General features: G+C 58.6%; 13 protein-coding genes. 8 read left to right on the top strand and 5 right to left on the bottom strand.

The window, feature by feature from the left end; all coding sequences use genetic code 11:
• Positions 1-29 precede the first annotated feature (29 nt).
• Entirely contained in the window at positions 30-671 is a 642-nt protein-coding gene (locus VM554_10315; GenBank protein ID HVJ08768.1) for a cytidylate kinase-like family protein, read from the top strand.
• A 395-nt stretch (positions 672-1,066) separates the two neighbouring features.
• Here the strand turns inward: VM554_10315 and VM554_10310 are convergent, their stop codons facing one another.
• The 4 genes from VM554_10310 to dnaA all read right to left on the bottom strand — a co-directional run bounded on the left by VM554_10310 (position 1,067) and on the right by dnaA (position 6,183).
• Positions 1,067-1,597, bottom strand: coding sequence for a GNAT family N-acetyltransferase (locus VM554_10310; protein HVJ08767.1), 531 nt, complete (start codon positions 1,595-1,597; stop codon positions 1,067-1,069).
• A gap of 175 nt (positions 1,598-1,772) precedes the next feature.
• A complete protein-coding gene (gene dnaN, locus VM554_10305; GenBank protein ID HVJ08766.1) occupies positions 1,773-2,951 on the bottom strand; it encodes a DNA polymerase III subunit beta in 1,179 nt (392 codons plus the stop codon).
• 528 nt (positions 2,952-3,479) lie between these two features.
• A complete protein-coding gene (locus tag VM554_10300; protein ID HVJ08765.1) occupies positions 3,480-4,547 on the bottom strand; it encodes an alpha/beta hydrolase-fold protein in 1,068 nt (355 codons plus the stop codon).
• A 223-nt stretch (positions 4,548-4,770) separates the two neighbouring features.
• Positions 4,771-6,183, bottom strand: coding sequence for a chromosomal replication initiator protein DnaA (gene dnaA / locus VM554_10295; GenBank protein ID HVJ08764.1), 1,413 nt, complete (start codon positions 6,181-6,183; stop codon positions 4,771-4,773).
• A gap of 542 nt (positions 6,184-6,725) precedes the next feature.
• Here dnaA and rpmH point away from each other — a divergent pair.
• From rpmH to mnmE, 6 genes are all read left to right on the top strand, one after another.
• Positions 6,726-6,881 (top strand): 50S ribosomal protein L34, encoded by a 156-nt coding sequence (rpmH, locus tag VM554_10290; protein ID HVJ08763.1) that lies wholly within the window; start codon positions 6,726-6,728, stop codon positions 6,879-6,881.
• Between the two features lie 523 nt (positions 6,882-7,404).
• Positions 7,405-7,872 (top strand): ribonuclease P protein component, encoded by a 468-nt coding sequence (gene rnpA, locus VM554_10285; protein HVJ08762.1) that lies wholly within the window; start codon positions 7,405-7,407, stop codon positions 7,870-7,872.
• Positions 7,869-8,177: a membrane protein insertion efficiency factor YidD gene (gene yidD / locus VM554_10280; protein ID HVJ08761.1), complete on the top strand. Its 309-nt coding sequence runs from the start codon at positions 7,869-7,871 to the stop codon at positions 8,175-8,177. The genes rnpA and yidD overlap by 4 nt, the downstream gene beginning before the upstream one ends.
• A gap of 120 nt (positions 8,178-8,297) precedes the next feature.
• Positions 8,298-10,064, top strand: a complete 1,767-nt coding sequence (gene yidC, locus VM554_10275) for a membrane protein insertase YidC (protein ID HVJ08760.1) — start codon at positions 8,298-8,300, stop codon at positions 10,062-10,064.
• Between the two features lie 186 nt (positions 10,065-10,250).
• Positions 10,251-10,814, top strand: a complete 564-nt coding sequence (locus tag VM554_10270; protein HVJ08759.1) for a R3H domain-containing nucleic acid-binding protein — start codon at positions 10,251-10,253, stop codon at positions 10,812-10,814.
• A gap of 114 nt (positions 10,815-10,928) precedes the next feature.
• Positions 10,929-12,326 (top strand): tRNA uridine-5-carboxymethylaminomethyl(34) synthesis GTPase MnmE, encoded by a 1,398-nt coding sequence (mnmE, locus tag VM554_10265; GenBank protein HVJ08758.1) that lies wholly within the window; start codon positions 10,929-10,931, stop codon positions 12,324-12,326.
• Positions 12,327-12,543: 217 nt separating this feature from the next.
• On the opposite strand, the gene ftsH is transcribed toward mnmE, so the two are convergent.
• Positions 12,544-14,511, bottom strand: coding sequence for an ATP-dependent zinc metalloprotease FtsH (gene ftsH / locus VM554_10260; GenBank protein ID HVJ08757.1), 1,968 nt, complete (start codon positions 14,509-14,511; stop codon positions 12,544-12,546).
• Between the two features lie 353 nt (positions 14,512-14,864).
• Here ftsH and VM554_10255 point away from each other — a divergent pair, with 353 nt between their 5' ends.
• Complete coding sequence (locus VM554_10255; GenBank protein ID HVJ08756.1) at positions 14,865-15,095, top strand: VCBS repeat-containing protein; 231 nt, start codon at positions 14,865-14,867, stop codon at positions 15,093-15,095.
• The last annotated feature ends 92 nt before the right edge of the window (positions 15,096-15,187 follow it).

Genomic DNA, 15,187 nt, shown 5'->3' with positions numbered 1-15,187 from the left:
GCAGATCCATCGCGCTGCGAGGCAAGGAAATGATCCGGATCATTACAGTGGAACGGGAGTACGGCAGCCAGGGTGCTGAGTATGCCATGCATCTGGCGCGCAAGTTGAACTGGAAGCTGATCGACCACTGTCTGATCGAAGAAATCGCTCATAAGGCAGGCATTACCAGTTCGCTTGCGGAGCAATACGACGAGCGCCTCGACCCCTGGTACTACCGCGTCGGCAAAGCCTTCTGGCATGGCAGCCTGGAGCGTCTGCCAGGCATCCCTGATGCCGAGGTCTTCGACAGCGAACGCATGGTCGGCTTCGTCAAGAATGCACTCCTGGAGGCTACGGAGAAGGGAAACTGCGTAGTTGTGGGCCGGGGAGCATCCTGCGTGCTCAGCGGCGTTCCCGGCGTCTTCCACGTCTTCGTCTATGCATCCATGGCGCGCCGAATGCGCTGGTTTGAAAAGAACTTTCCCGAGCAGGCAAAGATTTCCGAGCAGGAGATCCTCGCCACCGATAAGCGCCGCGCCGCCTATATCCGGCGTTTTTACGACCGCGACTGGACCGACCGCCACATCTACCAGCTCATGATGAACTCCTGCATGGGCTTCGATGCCATGGTGGGAGCAACCATCGAAGCTGCCGGGCTGGTGCAGGCCGCAGAACAACAGCACGTCGGCTAAGGCCTTTTCTCCGAATACTATGGCGCGGGAAGGAACCGCTACGCCAAACCCAGGCCCTCGCCTGCCCCCTGTCTTCGACGAACCGATGCGTTCCGGTGTTTTATCATGGTCGTGATATGCCTTTCCCCATCAAGATTTGCGCTATTTGCGGTGAAGAGTTTGAGCTGAGACCAGGTAAACCCGGCTTCGCGAACCAGTGTCCGCCGTGCAGCACATCCGAATCCGCGGACTCCGACGGTGAGCAACATGTAAGCGCTGACGAACGCAAGGCTCAGAGCGAAGTGAACGATGCCAGGCGGCGAGCGATCCGCGAGCTTCTATACCGCAAGGATCAATAGCTGCTCCCAGAGAACAGGTTCAGAACATAGCCCGGTCTTCAGCCGTCGGAGCGCATCTTAGTTTTCTTTGGCGAGCTCTGAGATTTCTTTGCGAAGAAATACGGTCGCTTGCGGATTATCGTTATAACGTTCGCACGGACGATACCCGCGTTTCCGATAGAGATCGAGTGCGGCTTTCAGATCGTCATAACTGTCCAGGTAGATCCATCGCAGGCCCTGGCTCCGGGCGAAATCCTCCAGTGCATCCAGCAGCACCCGGGCAATACCATGTCCGCGGGCCTCCGGCCGGACATAGAGACGCTTACACTCTGCGGCGAACGGAATGGAAACGAGCTTTCGAAGCACGACGCATCCGACAGCTTTGTCGCCTGCTTCATTTCCCGCCGATTCCTTTCCGGCTCCTTCGTCTCTTAGATAGCCGAGCCAAACGCCAGAGGAGGGGTCATCGATAATCTTCTGGATCGCCGCAGGAGTGTCCCGCTGGACAACGTTGATTGCTTCGTAATACTCCTGCAGCAGCCGTAACGCATCCTCATTGGCTTCCATCAAGCGAACGATCCGAACGGCGCTGCCTTGATCTTCGTTCAATAGAGCACTCTTTCTCTCAGCCTGTTTCTCTCCGCCTCACCTCGTCGATAGCTCAGGCTTACAGCGGTCAGGCCATTCGACTGCATGCAAACAACCCATAAGCTGGCCAACGGGCCAATTTATGGGTTGTTTTTTCCATCATTCCCTCTTGTTGTTGTTCTTGGCTGACCGTGCTTCAAATCCTCATCGGCATGATGATGTAGCGGTACTTGTAATCCTCACCGGGATCTTCCGGACGCATCTGCCCTGCCGATTGTGCGTCTTTGAACTCCAGCCGTACCTCTCCTTCAGATCCAACCGCCTTCAGAAAATCAATCATGTAGGAGGAGTTGAATCCGACCACGATGGGATCGAAGTTGTAGGGAGTCTCGATGGTGTCTTCCGATTCGCCGGAATCGGTGGAGGAAGAGGAGATCCTCAGCTCGTTCTGTTCCATCCGCAACTTGATGGCTCCCGAGCGCTCGTCGGCAAACTGCGCAACACGCTGAATGGAACCACTCAGGTCCTGGCTGCGCACCACGACAAATTTGTTGTTATCGCGTGGCATCACAGCCTCGTAGTTGGGGAATTGCCCGCTCAGCTTGCGAGTCGTGAGCACGCGATGCCCGATGCGGAAGAAGAGCGTGTGCTCATCGTCGGCAAAGTCCACAAACTCGCTGTCTCCCGATCCCAGCAGAGATTGCAACTCAGCCAGAGCCTTACGCGGAATCAGGGTCTTCCGCTCCCCGCTCACATTGCTCAGCGTCTCGCCGCTCTTTTCCACGTAGGAGAGCCGGTGTCCATCGGTTGCTACCATCGCCATGCTCTCGGCCTTCAGGATCAGCAATGCGCCATTGAGCGTATAGCGGGATTCCTCATTCGAGATAGCGAAGATCGTCTTGTTGATCATCCCCTTCAATGACGAAGCGGGGATGCGCGTAATGCCTGCCTCCGGGAATACCGGCACTTGCGGAAAATTAGCGCGCGCCATACCGACCATCTTCGTATTCGAACGGCCGCTACGAATCTGTACCCAGTGGTTTTCCATCAGCTTGATGCTGATATCCCCGTCGGGTAGCAGCTTGATGTAGTCGTACAGCTTGCGCGCAGGAATGGTGCACGAACCGGCCTTCTTCACCTTGGCCGCACATGAGGTCTTGATGCTTTGATCCAGATCCGTTGCGGTGATAGCGAGATGATCCTCGTCCGCTTCCAGCAAAAAGTTCGACAGGATCGGGATGGTGGTCTTACGCTCCACCACACTCTGCGTAGCTGTCAGCTCGCGCAGGAGGTCCTGCCGGCTAACGCTGATTTCCATTGCCGCGCTTTGCGCCAGCGGTCGTTCCTGCTCAGTTCCCACGCCCGGCATGCTCATCCGCCCCCCATCCAACCAGATTGGCCCCACTCTACAACACTTTCGTTACGATCCTGAAACGCAGAGTGCAGCCGAAACCATTCTAGTGACAAAAGCCCTTGCATGGCTCGATGTTTCTTTCTGGAAAAACGGTATGCCGAAGTGGAAAGAAGGACGGGACGGGGAAGCGCCGGAAAAACGCAAAAACAACGGCTGCTACGGCTAAGACAAAAAAGAGATTTATATAGTTTCTTTCCAGTAGCAGTAACAGTTCGGCGCGGAAAAGTGGAAAGGTTGCCCCAAATGCCTTTGGACGCGGGTTTGCGAAGGGACCCTTTTTTAGAAAACTCGTCCGCAAAAATAGCAAAAGCAGGAAGACCGTGTGAAATTCCCGCCACCCCTCCCCAGTTCCCCGCAGCTTGCACAATCCGATTTCCGCATTGTGCAAGGAAACCAGGGACCGGAAGTGGAAATTGCGTCCCAGGGCGCATCTGGAGCGGCTTTGAATCTCCTACGCTTTGCACATGGAACGCGATTTCCTAGTCTTCCTCAGCGCGCCCGGGTCCAGTGTTCTTCGTGGCGATCGTCCCGGTACAGCAGCCCTCGAATTTGCCCCGTTGCATCTTTTTCGAAGCAGAGGCGTGTCGATCCGCCCCAGGGGTAGAAGAAAGTCGTCGGGCTTTCCGGCTGCAACTCGGTCACTTCACCGTGCCCGTTTTTCTGGAAGAGAGAGTCTCCCTGCCGGAATATGGTCACCATCACCACATTTTCGTCACGGTACTCCCCAACATAGGCGTCGTAGATCGCAGGATTGATACGCGCCGGAGTGGGCTGAGAGGGAATCAGCAGACGCTCCGCCAGCGGTTCGGTGTGGGCAATATCCGCGAGACGGTGCGCGAGCAGCCAGCGAGGCAGCTCCGGCTCGGCATAGCCCTTATCCCAGGCGCTGTGCTTGACGCCCACATACTCCCACAGGCGCACGCAGCCGCCGGAGGCCTTCAGCGCCTCATAGAGCAGGACCGACTGCTTCGGGGAGACGACCGTGTCCTCGGTGCCATGAAACATCCAGACAGGCGTGCGGCCGATACGGGAGGCATATTCCGCTGGCAGGGAAGTATCGCGCCAGCGTTGCGGCGGTGCATACGACCAGTAGACACCACCAGAGATGGGTACGATCGCCGCAAAGACCCCGCGGTAGGTCTTTGCCAGCTCCCATGTGCCATAGCCGCCCATGGAAAGGCCCGTCAGGTAGGTGCGCTGCGGATCTCCGTTGAATTCCCCGGACTCCGCACGGAGCGCGGCCATCGCCATCTCCATCATGTCCGGATCGGTCCACCAGTGATGGTTGAAAGGCACCTGCGGCATGACCACGACGAAGGGCCAGCGCTCTGGATGGGCCCGGATCGCTGCCGGAAGACCTACCTGCGTCTGATCCAATCCATCGGAGCCACGCTCCCCGCGCCCGTGCAGAAACAGAATGACGGGCCAGCGCTGCGAGCTGGACCACTGTTCCGGCACATAGACCTGGAATTTGTAGGTGGTTCCGCGAAAGACAATCCGGCGGTTGAGGAAGCCGGTATCGCGCGGATGCGCGAGTGCTGGCGTGGCGAGAAACAAAGCAACCGCAAAAAGGAGAGTGTGCTTGAAAGGTGCCCAGTACCGCATACCGGAAGGATACAGCGGGTCAGCAAGTCAGCGGGTTAGCAAGTTCGCAAGAATATAGCTACGCCCGACAGCCCCTACCTCCCCGCTCGCCCTGCTTCAGCAGCCTTGAACAGCAACCTTGAGCGGTCCGCCGGCCTGCTGACCGGCTTTTTCACTGATTTGCTGATCCGCTGCCTTAGGTATTCAGCTTCTCCATCAGGTCGTTGACCATGGCGTTCATGCCCTTGTCAGTGCGGCGTTGCTCGTCAATCTTGGCGATCGAATGCATCACCGTCGTGTGATGCTTGCCGCCAAACTGGCGCCCAATCTCGGGCAGGGATGCCTCGGTCATCTGCTTGGCGAGGTACATGGCGATCTGCCTGGGTACAACGACCTCGCGGGAATTGTTCTTCTGCTTGAGCTCCGCCACGCGCTTGCCAAAGTGTTCCGCTACGGCCCGCTGGATGGCCTCGATGGTGATCTTGCGCACCTGGGTATCGATGAACTGCTTCAGGCATTGCTGCGTGGTTGGCAGCGTGATCTCCATACCGTTCAGGCTGCACCATGCAAAGAGCCGCACCAGCGCACCCTCCAGCTCACGGACGTTGGTGCGTACATTCGATGCGATGAAGAGGGCGACATCCGTCGGTAAAACGACATGCTCCGACTCAGCCTTCTTTTGCAGGATGGCGACCTTGGTCTCCAGGTCTGGCGGCTGAATGTCGGCGATCAATCCCCACTCAAAGCGGCTTCGCAGCCGGTCTTCAATCTCGGGCAGCTCCTTGGGTGGCCGGTCAGAGGCGATGACAATCTGCTTCATGCTGTCGTGCAGCGCGTTGAAGGTGTGGAAAAACTCCTCCTGCGTGCGTTCCTTCTGCGCGAGGAACTGAATATCGTCGATCAGCAGTAAATCCACCGAGCGATACTTGTCGCGGAAGCTCGTCATCTTGTCGTAGCGCAACGAGTTGATCATCTCGTTGGTGAACTTCTCGCTGGAGACATAGCAGATGGAGGCTTGCGGCTGGCGGGCCTTCATCTCGTGGCCAATGGCCTGCATCAGGTGCGTCTTGCCCATGCCCACTCCGCCGTAAAGAAAGAGCGGGTTATAGGCCTTCGATGGGCGCTCTGCCACCGCCTCCGCGGCAGCGCGGGCAAACTGGTTTCCGTTGCCGATGACGAAGTTTTCGAAGGTATAGCGGGGATTGAGCTGGGCGGCCGAGCTCCAGTCAAACTTTGCCTGGTGCGGCGCGGTCGCGCGGGAATTGTCCTGACGGGGGGCATTGGTGGCATGCGACGGCACTGGCGCAAATCCTCCATCTTCCCGCACCCGCGGCGCTGTGGGATCCTCTTCGGCCGTGACGAAGGTTACATCCTCAAAATCCAGCTCGAGAGCTTCCATTGCCTCCTGAATCAGGTCCGCATAGCGATCGCCAATGTGCTGAAACTCGGGCGTGGGGATCCGCACGTACAGCATCTTTGCAACTGCATGACTGAAGCGCGTCGGTTTCAGCCAGGTGTCGAAGGACTGGCGGTTCACTTTCTTCTCGAGAGCTCCGAGGATTCTGACCCATGGATTCAGGGTGGTCGTGGCCGTTGGTGCAAAAGACATATGTTTCCTTACGCGCTACATCCGCGTGACTTGATGCTATCGCCGCAAGTAAGAAAAGACTGCTCAGCGCGCTGGCATATTCTCAGGCGCGCTGCGATCTCTCCAATAGCGGGGATTGCGCGGGTCACGAAAACCCCTGCGCAAAGCGAGATGCGTCAAAAGTTCAAGGCAGCTGGACGTGCAGAAAATTACTCTTAAACGCTGCCGATACTAGCACAATTGCATGACCAGAGAGCTACTCTTTCTTGCGAAATCGAAGTTTTGGACTGGAGTTGCACCACCCTATGTGAAGTTTCCTGCTAGAGCGCGCTGAGCCATGCCTCAAGCATCACCCCCGGTAGCACTGCGGTCACAGTCCCCGGTCACCACTGCCTTACTCCCTATGCTAGCCTCCTGTGCTAGCCTCTCGTTCCATAGTGTGTTCCCCATAGTGTGTCGCAGCCTGCATTTCATGCGGTCTTTGCGGCTTTTTCCTCAATCGGTTATACTCAGGACTTGCCCTATTGGCAGAAATCTCACACTAGATTCAGGAGCGCAGTTCGATGCCTAAGCGCACATTTCAACCCAACCGTCGCCGTCGTGTAAAGGTGCACGGATTCCGGGCTCGCATGAAGACCAAGAGCGGCGCAGCCGTTCTCTCCCGCCGCCGTGCACGTGGCCGTGTCCGCGTTGCCGTCAGCGCCGGTTTCCGCGACTAGTTCCGTTTTTCTCACGACTTCGAGCAGCCGTTTGTGACAGAAGCAGTCCACCTCGCCGAGGCGCGAAATCTCCTCCAAGAGTTCTGGTCACCCAGGGTCATCGGCAGCGTAAACGACCGATTTGTAAAGATTGGCAAGGCGAAGGCGACTTTCCCTGGCATAAGCATGAGCACGAGGATGAGCTTTTCCTGGTGCTCAGCGTTCTGGTGTTCAGCGGCAAGCTCTCGATCCATCGCGAACCTGCCGATGGCGGCACGATACCATTAGGCCCCGGCTAGCTGTTCGTGGTTCCTCATGGCATGCGGCACAGCACCTCGGCCGAGGAAGAGACATCCTGCTGGTGGAGCGGAAGACCACAGCTCACGCCGGCACGACGAATACCTCTCTGGCACGAAGCATCTCCGAGCAATTGGGCCAGGAGTAATTGACCCATCTGTGACGAGCCGGGATGCGGTGAGGCCTCGGGGTCTTCAGCCTCTGGCGGGTGGGACGATCTCCCGGTTACGACGATCCGGATACGACCATGACGACGCATCTGCAGCGTCCCCGAACACCGCCTGATTCGACCGCCGCGGCACCGCTCACCATGCGCGGCGCCCGGTTGCAGAAGCACGCCGATTATCAGCGCGTCTACAAGTCCAGCCGCAAGCATTTCGCGCCGACCATGGCGTACTTCTTCACCCCGCGTACCCAATCCTTGCCTGCTCAGCCATTGACGACTCCGAAGGGCCCACGAGTGGGGCTGACCGCCGGCAAGGTGCTCGGCAATGCGGTGGAGCGAAACCGCATCAAGCGGCGCATGCGCGAGGCGGTACGGCGCCACGTAGCTCTGCTGCCGGCGGGGGTAGACGTGATCCTCCATCCCCGCAAGTCCGTGCTGACCATCGAATTTGAGCGCCTTGACCGCGAGGTGGAGCGGATCTTTACGACTATTCAGCAGGCCCTGGCGACGCTGCCCGCGAAGGAGCCGCAAAGGAGGCCCGGTCCATGACTGTCCGCGTGGCCTCTGCCGCACATGCGCTGTATAAGAGGACGCTCTCGCCTCTGCTGCACTCGGTAACGGGGACCTCCGGGGCCTGCCGCTTTCAGCCCACTTGTTCGGAATACGCGGTGCTGGCCGTGGGCAAGCACGGTTGGCTGGTTGGCAGCGGGATGGCCGTTCTGCGAGTCCTGCGCTGCAACCCGCTCTTCCGCGGTGGATTCGATCCCGTCCCCGGAACCTGGCCTCCGCCGGACCATTTGCCGGTAGAGGATGCGACAGACTCCTGCAGAGTTGGGCCGCGCCAGTTACCATAGGAGAGCGTGGAATAGGCGGCCATTCCGGTCGTCGGCACGGTGTACACGATTGGCCTGGCGAAGCATCCGCCCGGCACGCATCGACAAAGTTTTGACCGTTGATACTTAGGAAAAGTTCACTTGGCAGAAATTAAGAACCCGAATCAGCAGGGCGGTGGGCAGGATTCGCGCACCATTCTCGCGTTTTCCACGATCTTTCTCCTGATCTTCCTTGGGCTGCAGTACCTCAAGCAGAAGAAGGGGCCGGAGCCGCCACCCCAGCAGCAGCAGCAACTACAGGGTGCGAATCCCGCTGCGCCGCCGGCCACGGCCATCGTGCCCTCCAGCGCACCTGGAGAAGCGGTAACATCCAGCATCCAGGCAGCGAGCGAGAGCGAAACGATCCTGGAGAACGACCTGTACCGTATTCGCTTCTCGAACCGCGGCGCGCAGGTCACCTCGTGGATTCTGAAGAAGTACACGAACGAAGCCGGCAAGCCGTTGGACCTGGTGAACAATGAGGCCGCGTCGCAGCACGGGTATCCGCTGTCGCTCTACACCTATGATTCGGCGCTCACGCGGCAGCTTTCGCAGGTGCTCTATGAGCCCTCCGCGACCGGCACCCTGACCGCGCCTGCCAAGCTCACCTTCACCTATGCCGCGGGCAACCTGAAGGTCACGAAGACATTCAGCTTCGACTCCAGCTATGTGGTCAGCGCCGATGTCCTTGTGACCAACAATGGTGTGCCTGTCAACGCAATGCTCGCGTGGCCTTCGGGATTGGGCGACCAGGAGACGCTGCAGAGTTACAACACGAACTCGCAGTTCGATACCAGCCTGAACGGGAAGTCTAACTATGAATCCCCGAAGAAGGTTATAGGCGGAGCGACGCTTGCGAGTCCCTACGACTATGCAGGCATCAGCGATCTCTACTTCGCTGCCATCTTCCTGCCTGAAGCTCCGGCGCGCACCACTGTCGTCACGCTGCACAACAAGATCGCCATTCCGCGCAACCGCAAGGAGCCGAATGTGACCGATCAGGCTTCCGTATTGGGCGCGGCCGTGGGAGACAGCAGCGGGCATACCCGCGTGCGTCTCTTTGCCGGGCCAAAGGTCATCGAGGTGCTCGCCTCTGTGCGCGCAACCTCGCCGGATGGCTCCTTTACCGGCCCGGACCTGGAGCCGATTATCAACTTCGGTTGGTTGAAGGTCATCGCAAAACCGTTCTTCCTGGCGCTCCGCTGGATCTATCAGCACATCGTCCACAACTGGGGATGGGCGATCCTCGTCCTCACCCTGTTCATCAATCTGGCGATGCTGCCGACACGCGTGCAGATGATGCACTCCGCGCTGAAGATGCAACGCATTCAGCCGGAGATGGATGCCATCAAGAATCGCTACAAGAACTACAAGATGAACGATCCTCGCCGCCAGGACATGAACAAGGAGATCTTCGAGCTGCAGAAGCGGGAGAAGGTCAACATGTTCGGAGGCTGTCTGCCGATGCTGATCCAGATGCCTCTGCTCTTCGGCTTCTATAAGATGCTCTCGAATGTGATCGAGCTGCGTCATGCGGACTGGATGTGGCTGCACGATCTCGCCGCACCGGATCCGCTGCACATCCTCCCCGTCTTCTTCATCGTCACCATGTTTCTGGTGCAGTTTCTGACGCCATCGCCCGGCGTGGATCCGGCACAGCAGAAGATGATGGCCTTCACGATGCCGGTCTTCTTCGGCTTCATGACCTGGAATCTGGCCTCCGGGCTGGCTCTCTACTGGTCCTTCGGCAATATCATCAGCGTCATTCAGCAGACGATCATGAACCGCACCAAGCTGGGCCGCGAGATGAGGGAGATCGCCGCGCGCCGAAACGCCAAGCGCCTCGGAAAAGCCGCCGCTCGAAAATGAAGCGTCAATTAAAAAGATAAAAACTGAGTACCTATAAAAAAGTTAAGTTTGGGGCGCCAGAGGGATTCCTCCCTGGCGCCCCTTCTGTTTTCCGCAGGTCGATGCCGCGACCGCGAGCACAAGGAGCGCCGACGAATTGCATCTCCCGCTGACGAATTGCACCCCATGGTGCGATACTGTCTAGCGATGCCGATTGACGATTACACAGCCGCAGCACACAAGATTGCAGACTTCCTTAAGACCCTGACGACAACCGGCGGCCTGCGCCTGAAGTACAGAATCACCGCTGGCAGCGGAGCCGCGGACCCGGATGGCCTGGAGAATCGCGAGATATACGTGGAACTGGCAGGTCCCGATGTCCCGCTCCTGACCGAGCGCGGTGGCGAACTGCTGCGTTCGCTCGAGCACATCGCCGCCAAGATCATTCGCCTGGAGCCGGAAGAGCACGATAAGGTCTCCTTTGACGCCGCCAACTTCAAGGCGATCCGCGCCCGGGAGCTGCGTCTTGCCGCCGAGACGGCTGCCGAAAAGGTTCGTCGCGGAGGCCAGCCCTACAGCTTTTCGCCCATGAGCTCTCGTGAGCGGCGCATGCTGCACCTTGCCCTGCGCAGCTATGAAGACCTGGAAACAGCCAGCAGTGGCGAAGGAGCACGGCGCTTCGTCGTCCTGTATCCGCGCGGCTGGCAGCATGACGAACCTGCCCCCCGGACTACCTCACGGGCAAGCCGCGACGCCAGCCGTAGCCGGTAGGCCATCGCTCGCAGCGCAGCCCTGCACACGTCTTCCAGGAGGAAGCGTGGAGGCTGCGCTTCCAGAGTCTTTGCCCGGCGGTATTCGTCCCGCAATGTTTCACGAAAAGACGCCATGCAGCGAAACGATCCAGCCACCGCCTCGCAGCCCTTGCAGAACGACACGATAGTCGCCATCTCCACGCCACCCGGTCGCGGAGGCATCGGCATCGTGCGGCTCTCCGGGCCGGAGGCAGCGCCTATCGCCTGTCGGCTGGTGCGTTCGCGCCATCCGCTCGCCCACGCCCAGGTTCGTTTTGCCGAGGTGCTGGACCCGGATAGGCCCAGCGACGAGGAGCGCATCGATGAGGCGCTTGTGACCTGGTTTGCTGCTCCGCACAGCTACACCGGCGAAGAGCTGGTAGAGATTGCGGCCCATGGTTCGCCCGTCGTGCTCGACATGCTGGTTCGCCAATCGATCCTGCATGGCGCGCGCCTGGCGGAGCCGGGTGAGTTTACACAGCGCGCCTTTCTCAGTGGCCGCATCGACCTGACCCAGGCCGAAGCCGTACGGGATCTAATCGATGCACAGACGCTCTATCAGGCTCGCGTGGCAGCCCAGCAATTGGGCGGAGCCCTCTCCCGCCGCATCCATCCCATCAAGCACCAGCTGGTAGAAACGATCGCAACGTTGGAAGCAGGGATCGACTTCGCCGAAGACGATGTCGATGTCATCAGCGATGACGAGATCCTCCGGAGAATCGCCCAGGTCGAGCAACCGCTTGCCGCTATCGCCGCGACCTTTACGCAGGGGCGCATCGTCCACTCAGGATTAACGCTGGCAATCGTAGGCCGTCCAAACGCGGGAAAATCGTCTCTCTTCAATCGCATTGCGGAACGCGAGCGCGCCATCGTTACCGCGATCCCCGGAACCACGCGCGATCTGGTTACAGAGCGCGTCTCCATCGGCGGCATCCCGGTAGAGCTCGTCGATACCGCTGGCCTGCGCGAGGCGAGTGATGAAGTCGAGTCCATGGGAATTCAGAAGACGCGCGAGGCCTTGTCGGATGCGGACATCGTGCTGCTTGTGCTCGATGCAACACAACCGCGAAATGCCGAAGAGACGGAGTTACTCGCAGCCATAGTGCATCGCCCGGCGCTGGTCGCCTGGAACAAATCGGATCTGGGAAACGAGAGTGACCTTCCCGCAGATCTCTCCTCGCTCACCGTGGTGCACACCTCAGCGTTGACGGGCGAAGGCATCGACGAGTTGCGCCAGCAGGTTCTGGCCAAGGCTGGAGCGAGTGGCGAACCGCAGAGTGGATTGTTGACGAATCTGCGCCAGCATCAGGCCGTCACAGCCACACTGCAGGCAGTGTCCGCTGCGGCGAGTGCCGTTTCCCATCGCACACCACACGAGATGCTGCTGATGGATCTCTACCAGGCCCTTCGCCAGCTAGACACCCTGACCGGCGAAACCACCCCCGACGACATCCTGAACCTGATCTTCTCCACCTTCTGCATCGGAAAGTAACGGCTCTTCCAACGGCATCCAGCAGAATCCAGGTTCTCGTCGTAACCCCGTATGTATCAATGAAACGCTGTCCAGCCTCGTCCGGTTTCTGAAGCGAAGATTCCAGAAAAGCCGCTGTGCGGCAGGACGTCAGCTCCAGCGGGTCAGGCAGTGAGGGCAGGGAGGAATCTGGTCTCCGTGCTTTCGGAAGAAGGCCTCGTGTCTTCTCAGCGCCTTCTCATAGGAACTGAGGGCTGGCTTTTCCGGAGGGAAGGGTGGCAGGGGTTGTGCCGCTCGCCGAAGTCAGAGATGTTTTCGCCAACGCATCTTTCACGACGCTTCCGCTCACCGTCTCCTGCTTCAGCAGTTGCTGGGCCACCGTCCTTAGAGCGGCGTCGTGACTCTTCAATAGTTCCTGGGCACGAACCAATTGTTCAGTTACCAGACGCTGGACCTCTCCGTCGATGGTTAGGCGGGTTTCTGGACTAATCTGGCTATTGTCCTCAACCGATTTTCCAAGATATTGGAGCTGCTGACCCGCATAGCGCACGGAGCCGAGTTTTTCGCTCATACCAAACTCTGTCACCATGCGGCGAGCCAATTCAGTCGCACGCATAATGTCATCGCTGGCACCGGTACTGATAGTCCGGAATTCAACCATTTCCGCTGCACGTCCACCCAACATAACGGCGATCCTGTCCTTCAACTCATCGATTGTGAGCAAATAACGATCTTCAGTTGGCATTTGCATGGTGTAGCCCAAGGCACCTCGACTGTGAGGAACGATGCTGATTTTGCTGACCGGCTCGCCATGTGGAACCAACTCAGCGACCAACGCGTGGCCAGACTCGTGGTATGCGACTGTGGTTCGTTCTTGCTCATTCATTACCCGGCTCTTCTTCTCCGAGCCCGCAATCACCCGTTCGATAGCAGCCTCAAAATCGTTTAATGTGACCGCAGAAGCCTTGCGCCGTGCAGCTAGTAAAGCCGCTTCATTTATGGCATTCGCCAAATCCGCGCCACTGAAACCAGCCGTCATCCGAGCAGCTTGCTCCAGTTCAAAACCTGGATCCAGCTTCACGTTCTTGCTATGAATTCGCAGAATCTGTAATCGGCCAATAAGGTCCGGGTTACCGATGGCGATCTGTCGGTCAAAGCGACCCGCGCGCAGGAGCGCCGGATCGAGAACCTCTGGGCGGTTCGTCGCAGCCATGATGATTACTGGGGCACTAGCATCGGTCTTGAACCCGTCAATCTCGGCCAGCAACTGGTTGAGTGTTTGCTCGCGCTCGTCATCGCTGCCCAGGCGCGCCACGCCTCCCCTGCTTTGGCCGATGGCATCAATCTCGTCAATGAAAACGATCGCAGGAGCGGCCTTGCGCGCCTGCTCGAAAAGGTCTCGCACGCGTGCTGCTCCCACACCCACAAACATTTCAACAAATTCGGAGCCGCTCGTCTCAAAAAAAGCGACTTGCGCCTCCCCGGCGGTGGCCTTGGCCAGCAGTGTCTTGCCCGTGCCCGGTGGCCCGACCAGCAACACCCCCTTGGGGATGTGACCGCCGAGTTGAGTGAACTGCTCCGGCGTCTTCAGGAACTGAATGATCTCCTGAAGTTCGGCAATAGCCTCATCCGCCCCGCCCACATCTTTGTACGTGACCGTGACATCCTCGGGCTTGACCTCGATCGCTTTGCTCTTGCCGACTCCAAAGACCCCACCCAACCCTCCTCGTCCGGCCGCAGCCGCTCGCTTATAGGCCATGTACCAGAAGCCGCCTAGCAGCAGGAGCGGCAGCAAATATCCCAGCAAGATGCCACCCAGCGGATTCGCCGGGCGTTTGAACTGATAAGTTGCATTGGCGGCCTGCAATTCCTGAATCAGCTGGGGATCGCCAGCAGGTGCGGGAACGGCGGTGAAAGGAATTACTGCAGGCGATGCGTTGGGCTTGGGATTTTTCGCCTCACCAACAAGCTCCCTCTCGCCGATGGTCACGTTCACGATCTGGGAATTTGCCAGCTTCGTCTTGAATTCGCTGTAAGGAATTTCCTTGCTCTGGGTGCTTACGAAGAGCAGTGGAAACAGCCACAGGGCAATCAGGCTCGTAATCAGGTAGCCCACGCCGAATTGAAACTGGCGCTGGCTGTGCTCCGTGCGCTTCTTGTCATTCTCGTGGTTAGGTTTCCCTGAGGACGATTGCGGTTCGTTCAACGTCCACCTCGGTCGATAGCGCCTCCGCTGGCTGGCCTGACAGCTATCGACGATCTTGAACTGACTGACGATTATAGGCCGCACCTCGATTGCCGTCACAAGCTGCCGCGTGGCAACAGATCCGCAGATCCTTCTTTTAAGGAGAAGGTGTCGGAGAAGGTGTCGCTGCCGTCTCCTTTTGGAAGCTTCCGGCCCGCTCGCGCTGTTTCCGCAGAGCTTCCTCGCGTTGTGCGGTCACGAGAGTCCTGGTCTGCTGCCCTTCCTGCTGGGCCTCTGCGTGAAGCCCCAGGTGAGCATATGCCGGCGTTGAAGACAAGGACAATTACTACGGATTCACCGCCATCTTCGTCGACGTGAACAACGACGGCAAACCCGACATCGTCGTCGGCAACTATTCCGTGCCCAACTTCCTCTGCATCAACAAAGGGGACGGCATCTTCGATGATCAGAGCTATGTCTCCGGCATTGCTCCCCACATGCTCTGCTGGCTGCACTATTTCTGCATTGAGCGCCAAGCCATACATATAGGGCAATCGTGCCGAGATTTTGTTATGGAGGCGGCCTCCAATCGGCGTGGCGAATAGCATGATCCAATCTCAATCTTGTACCCTTCGACGTTTACGGGGATTTATCTGGCCGACCGGCCTTGAAGAGTTTTCCAATCAGCGGGTCAGAT

This window comes from Acidisarcina sp. (assembly GCA_035539175.1).
Lineage (GTDB): Bacteria > Acidobacteriota > Terriglobia > Terriglobales > Acidobacteriaceae > JANXZS01.
Note: the sequence above shows the minus strand (reverse complement) of the source record. Positions and strands in the feature narration are given on the sequence as shown.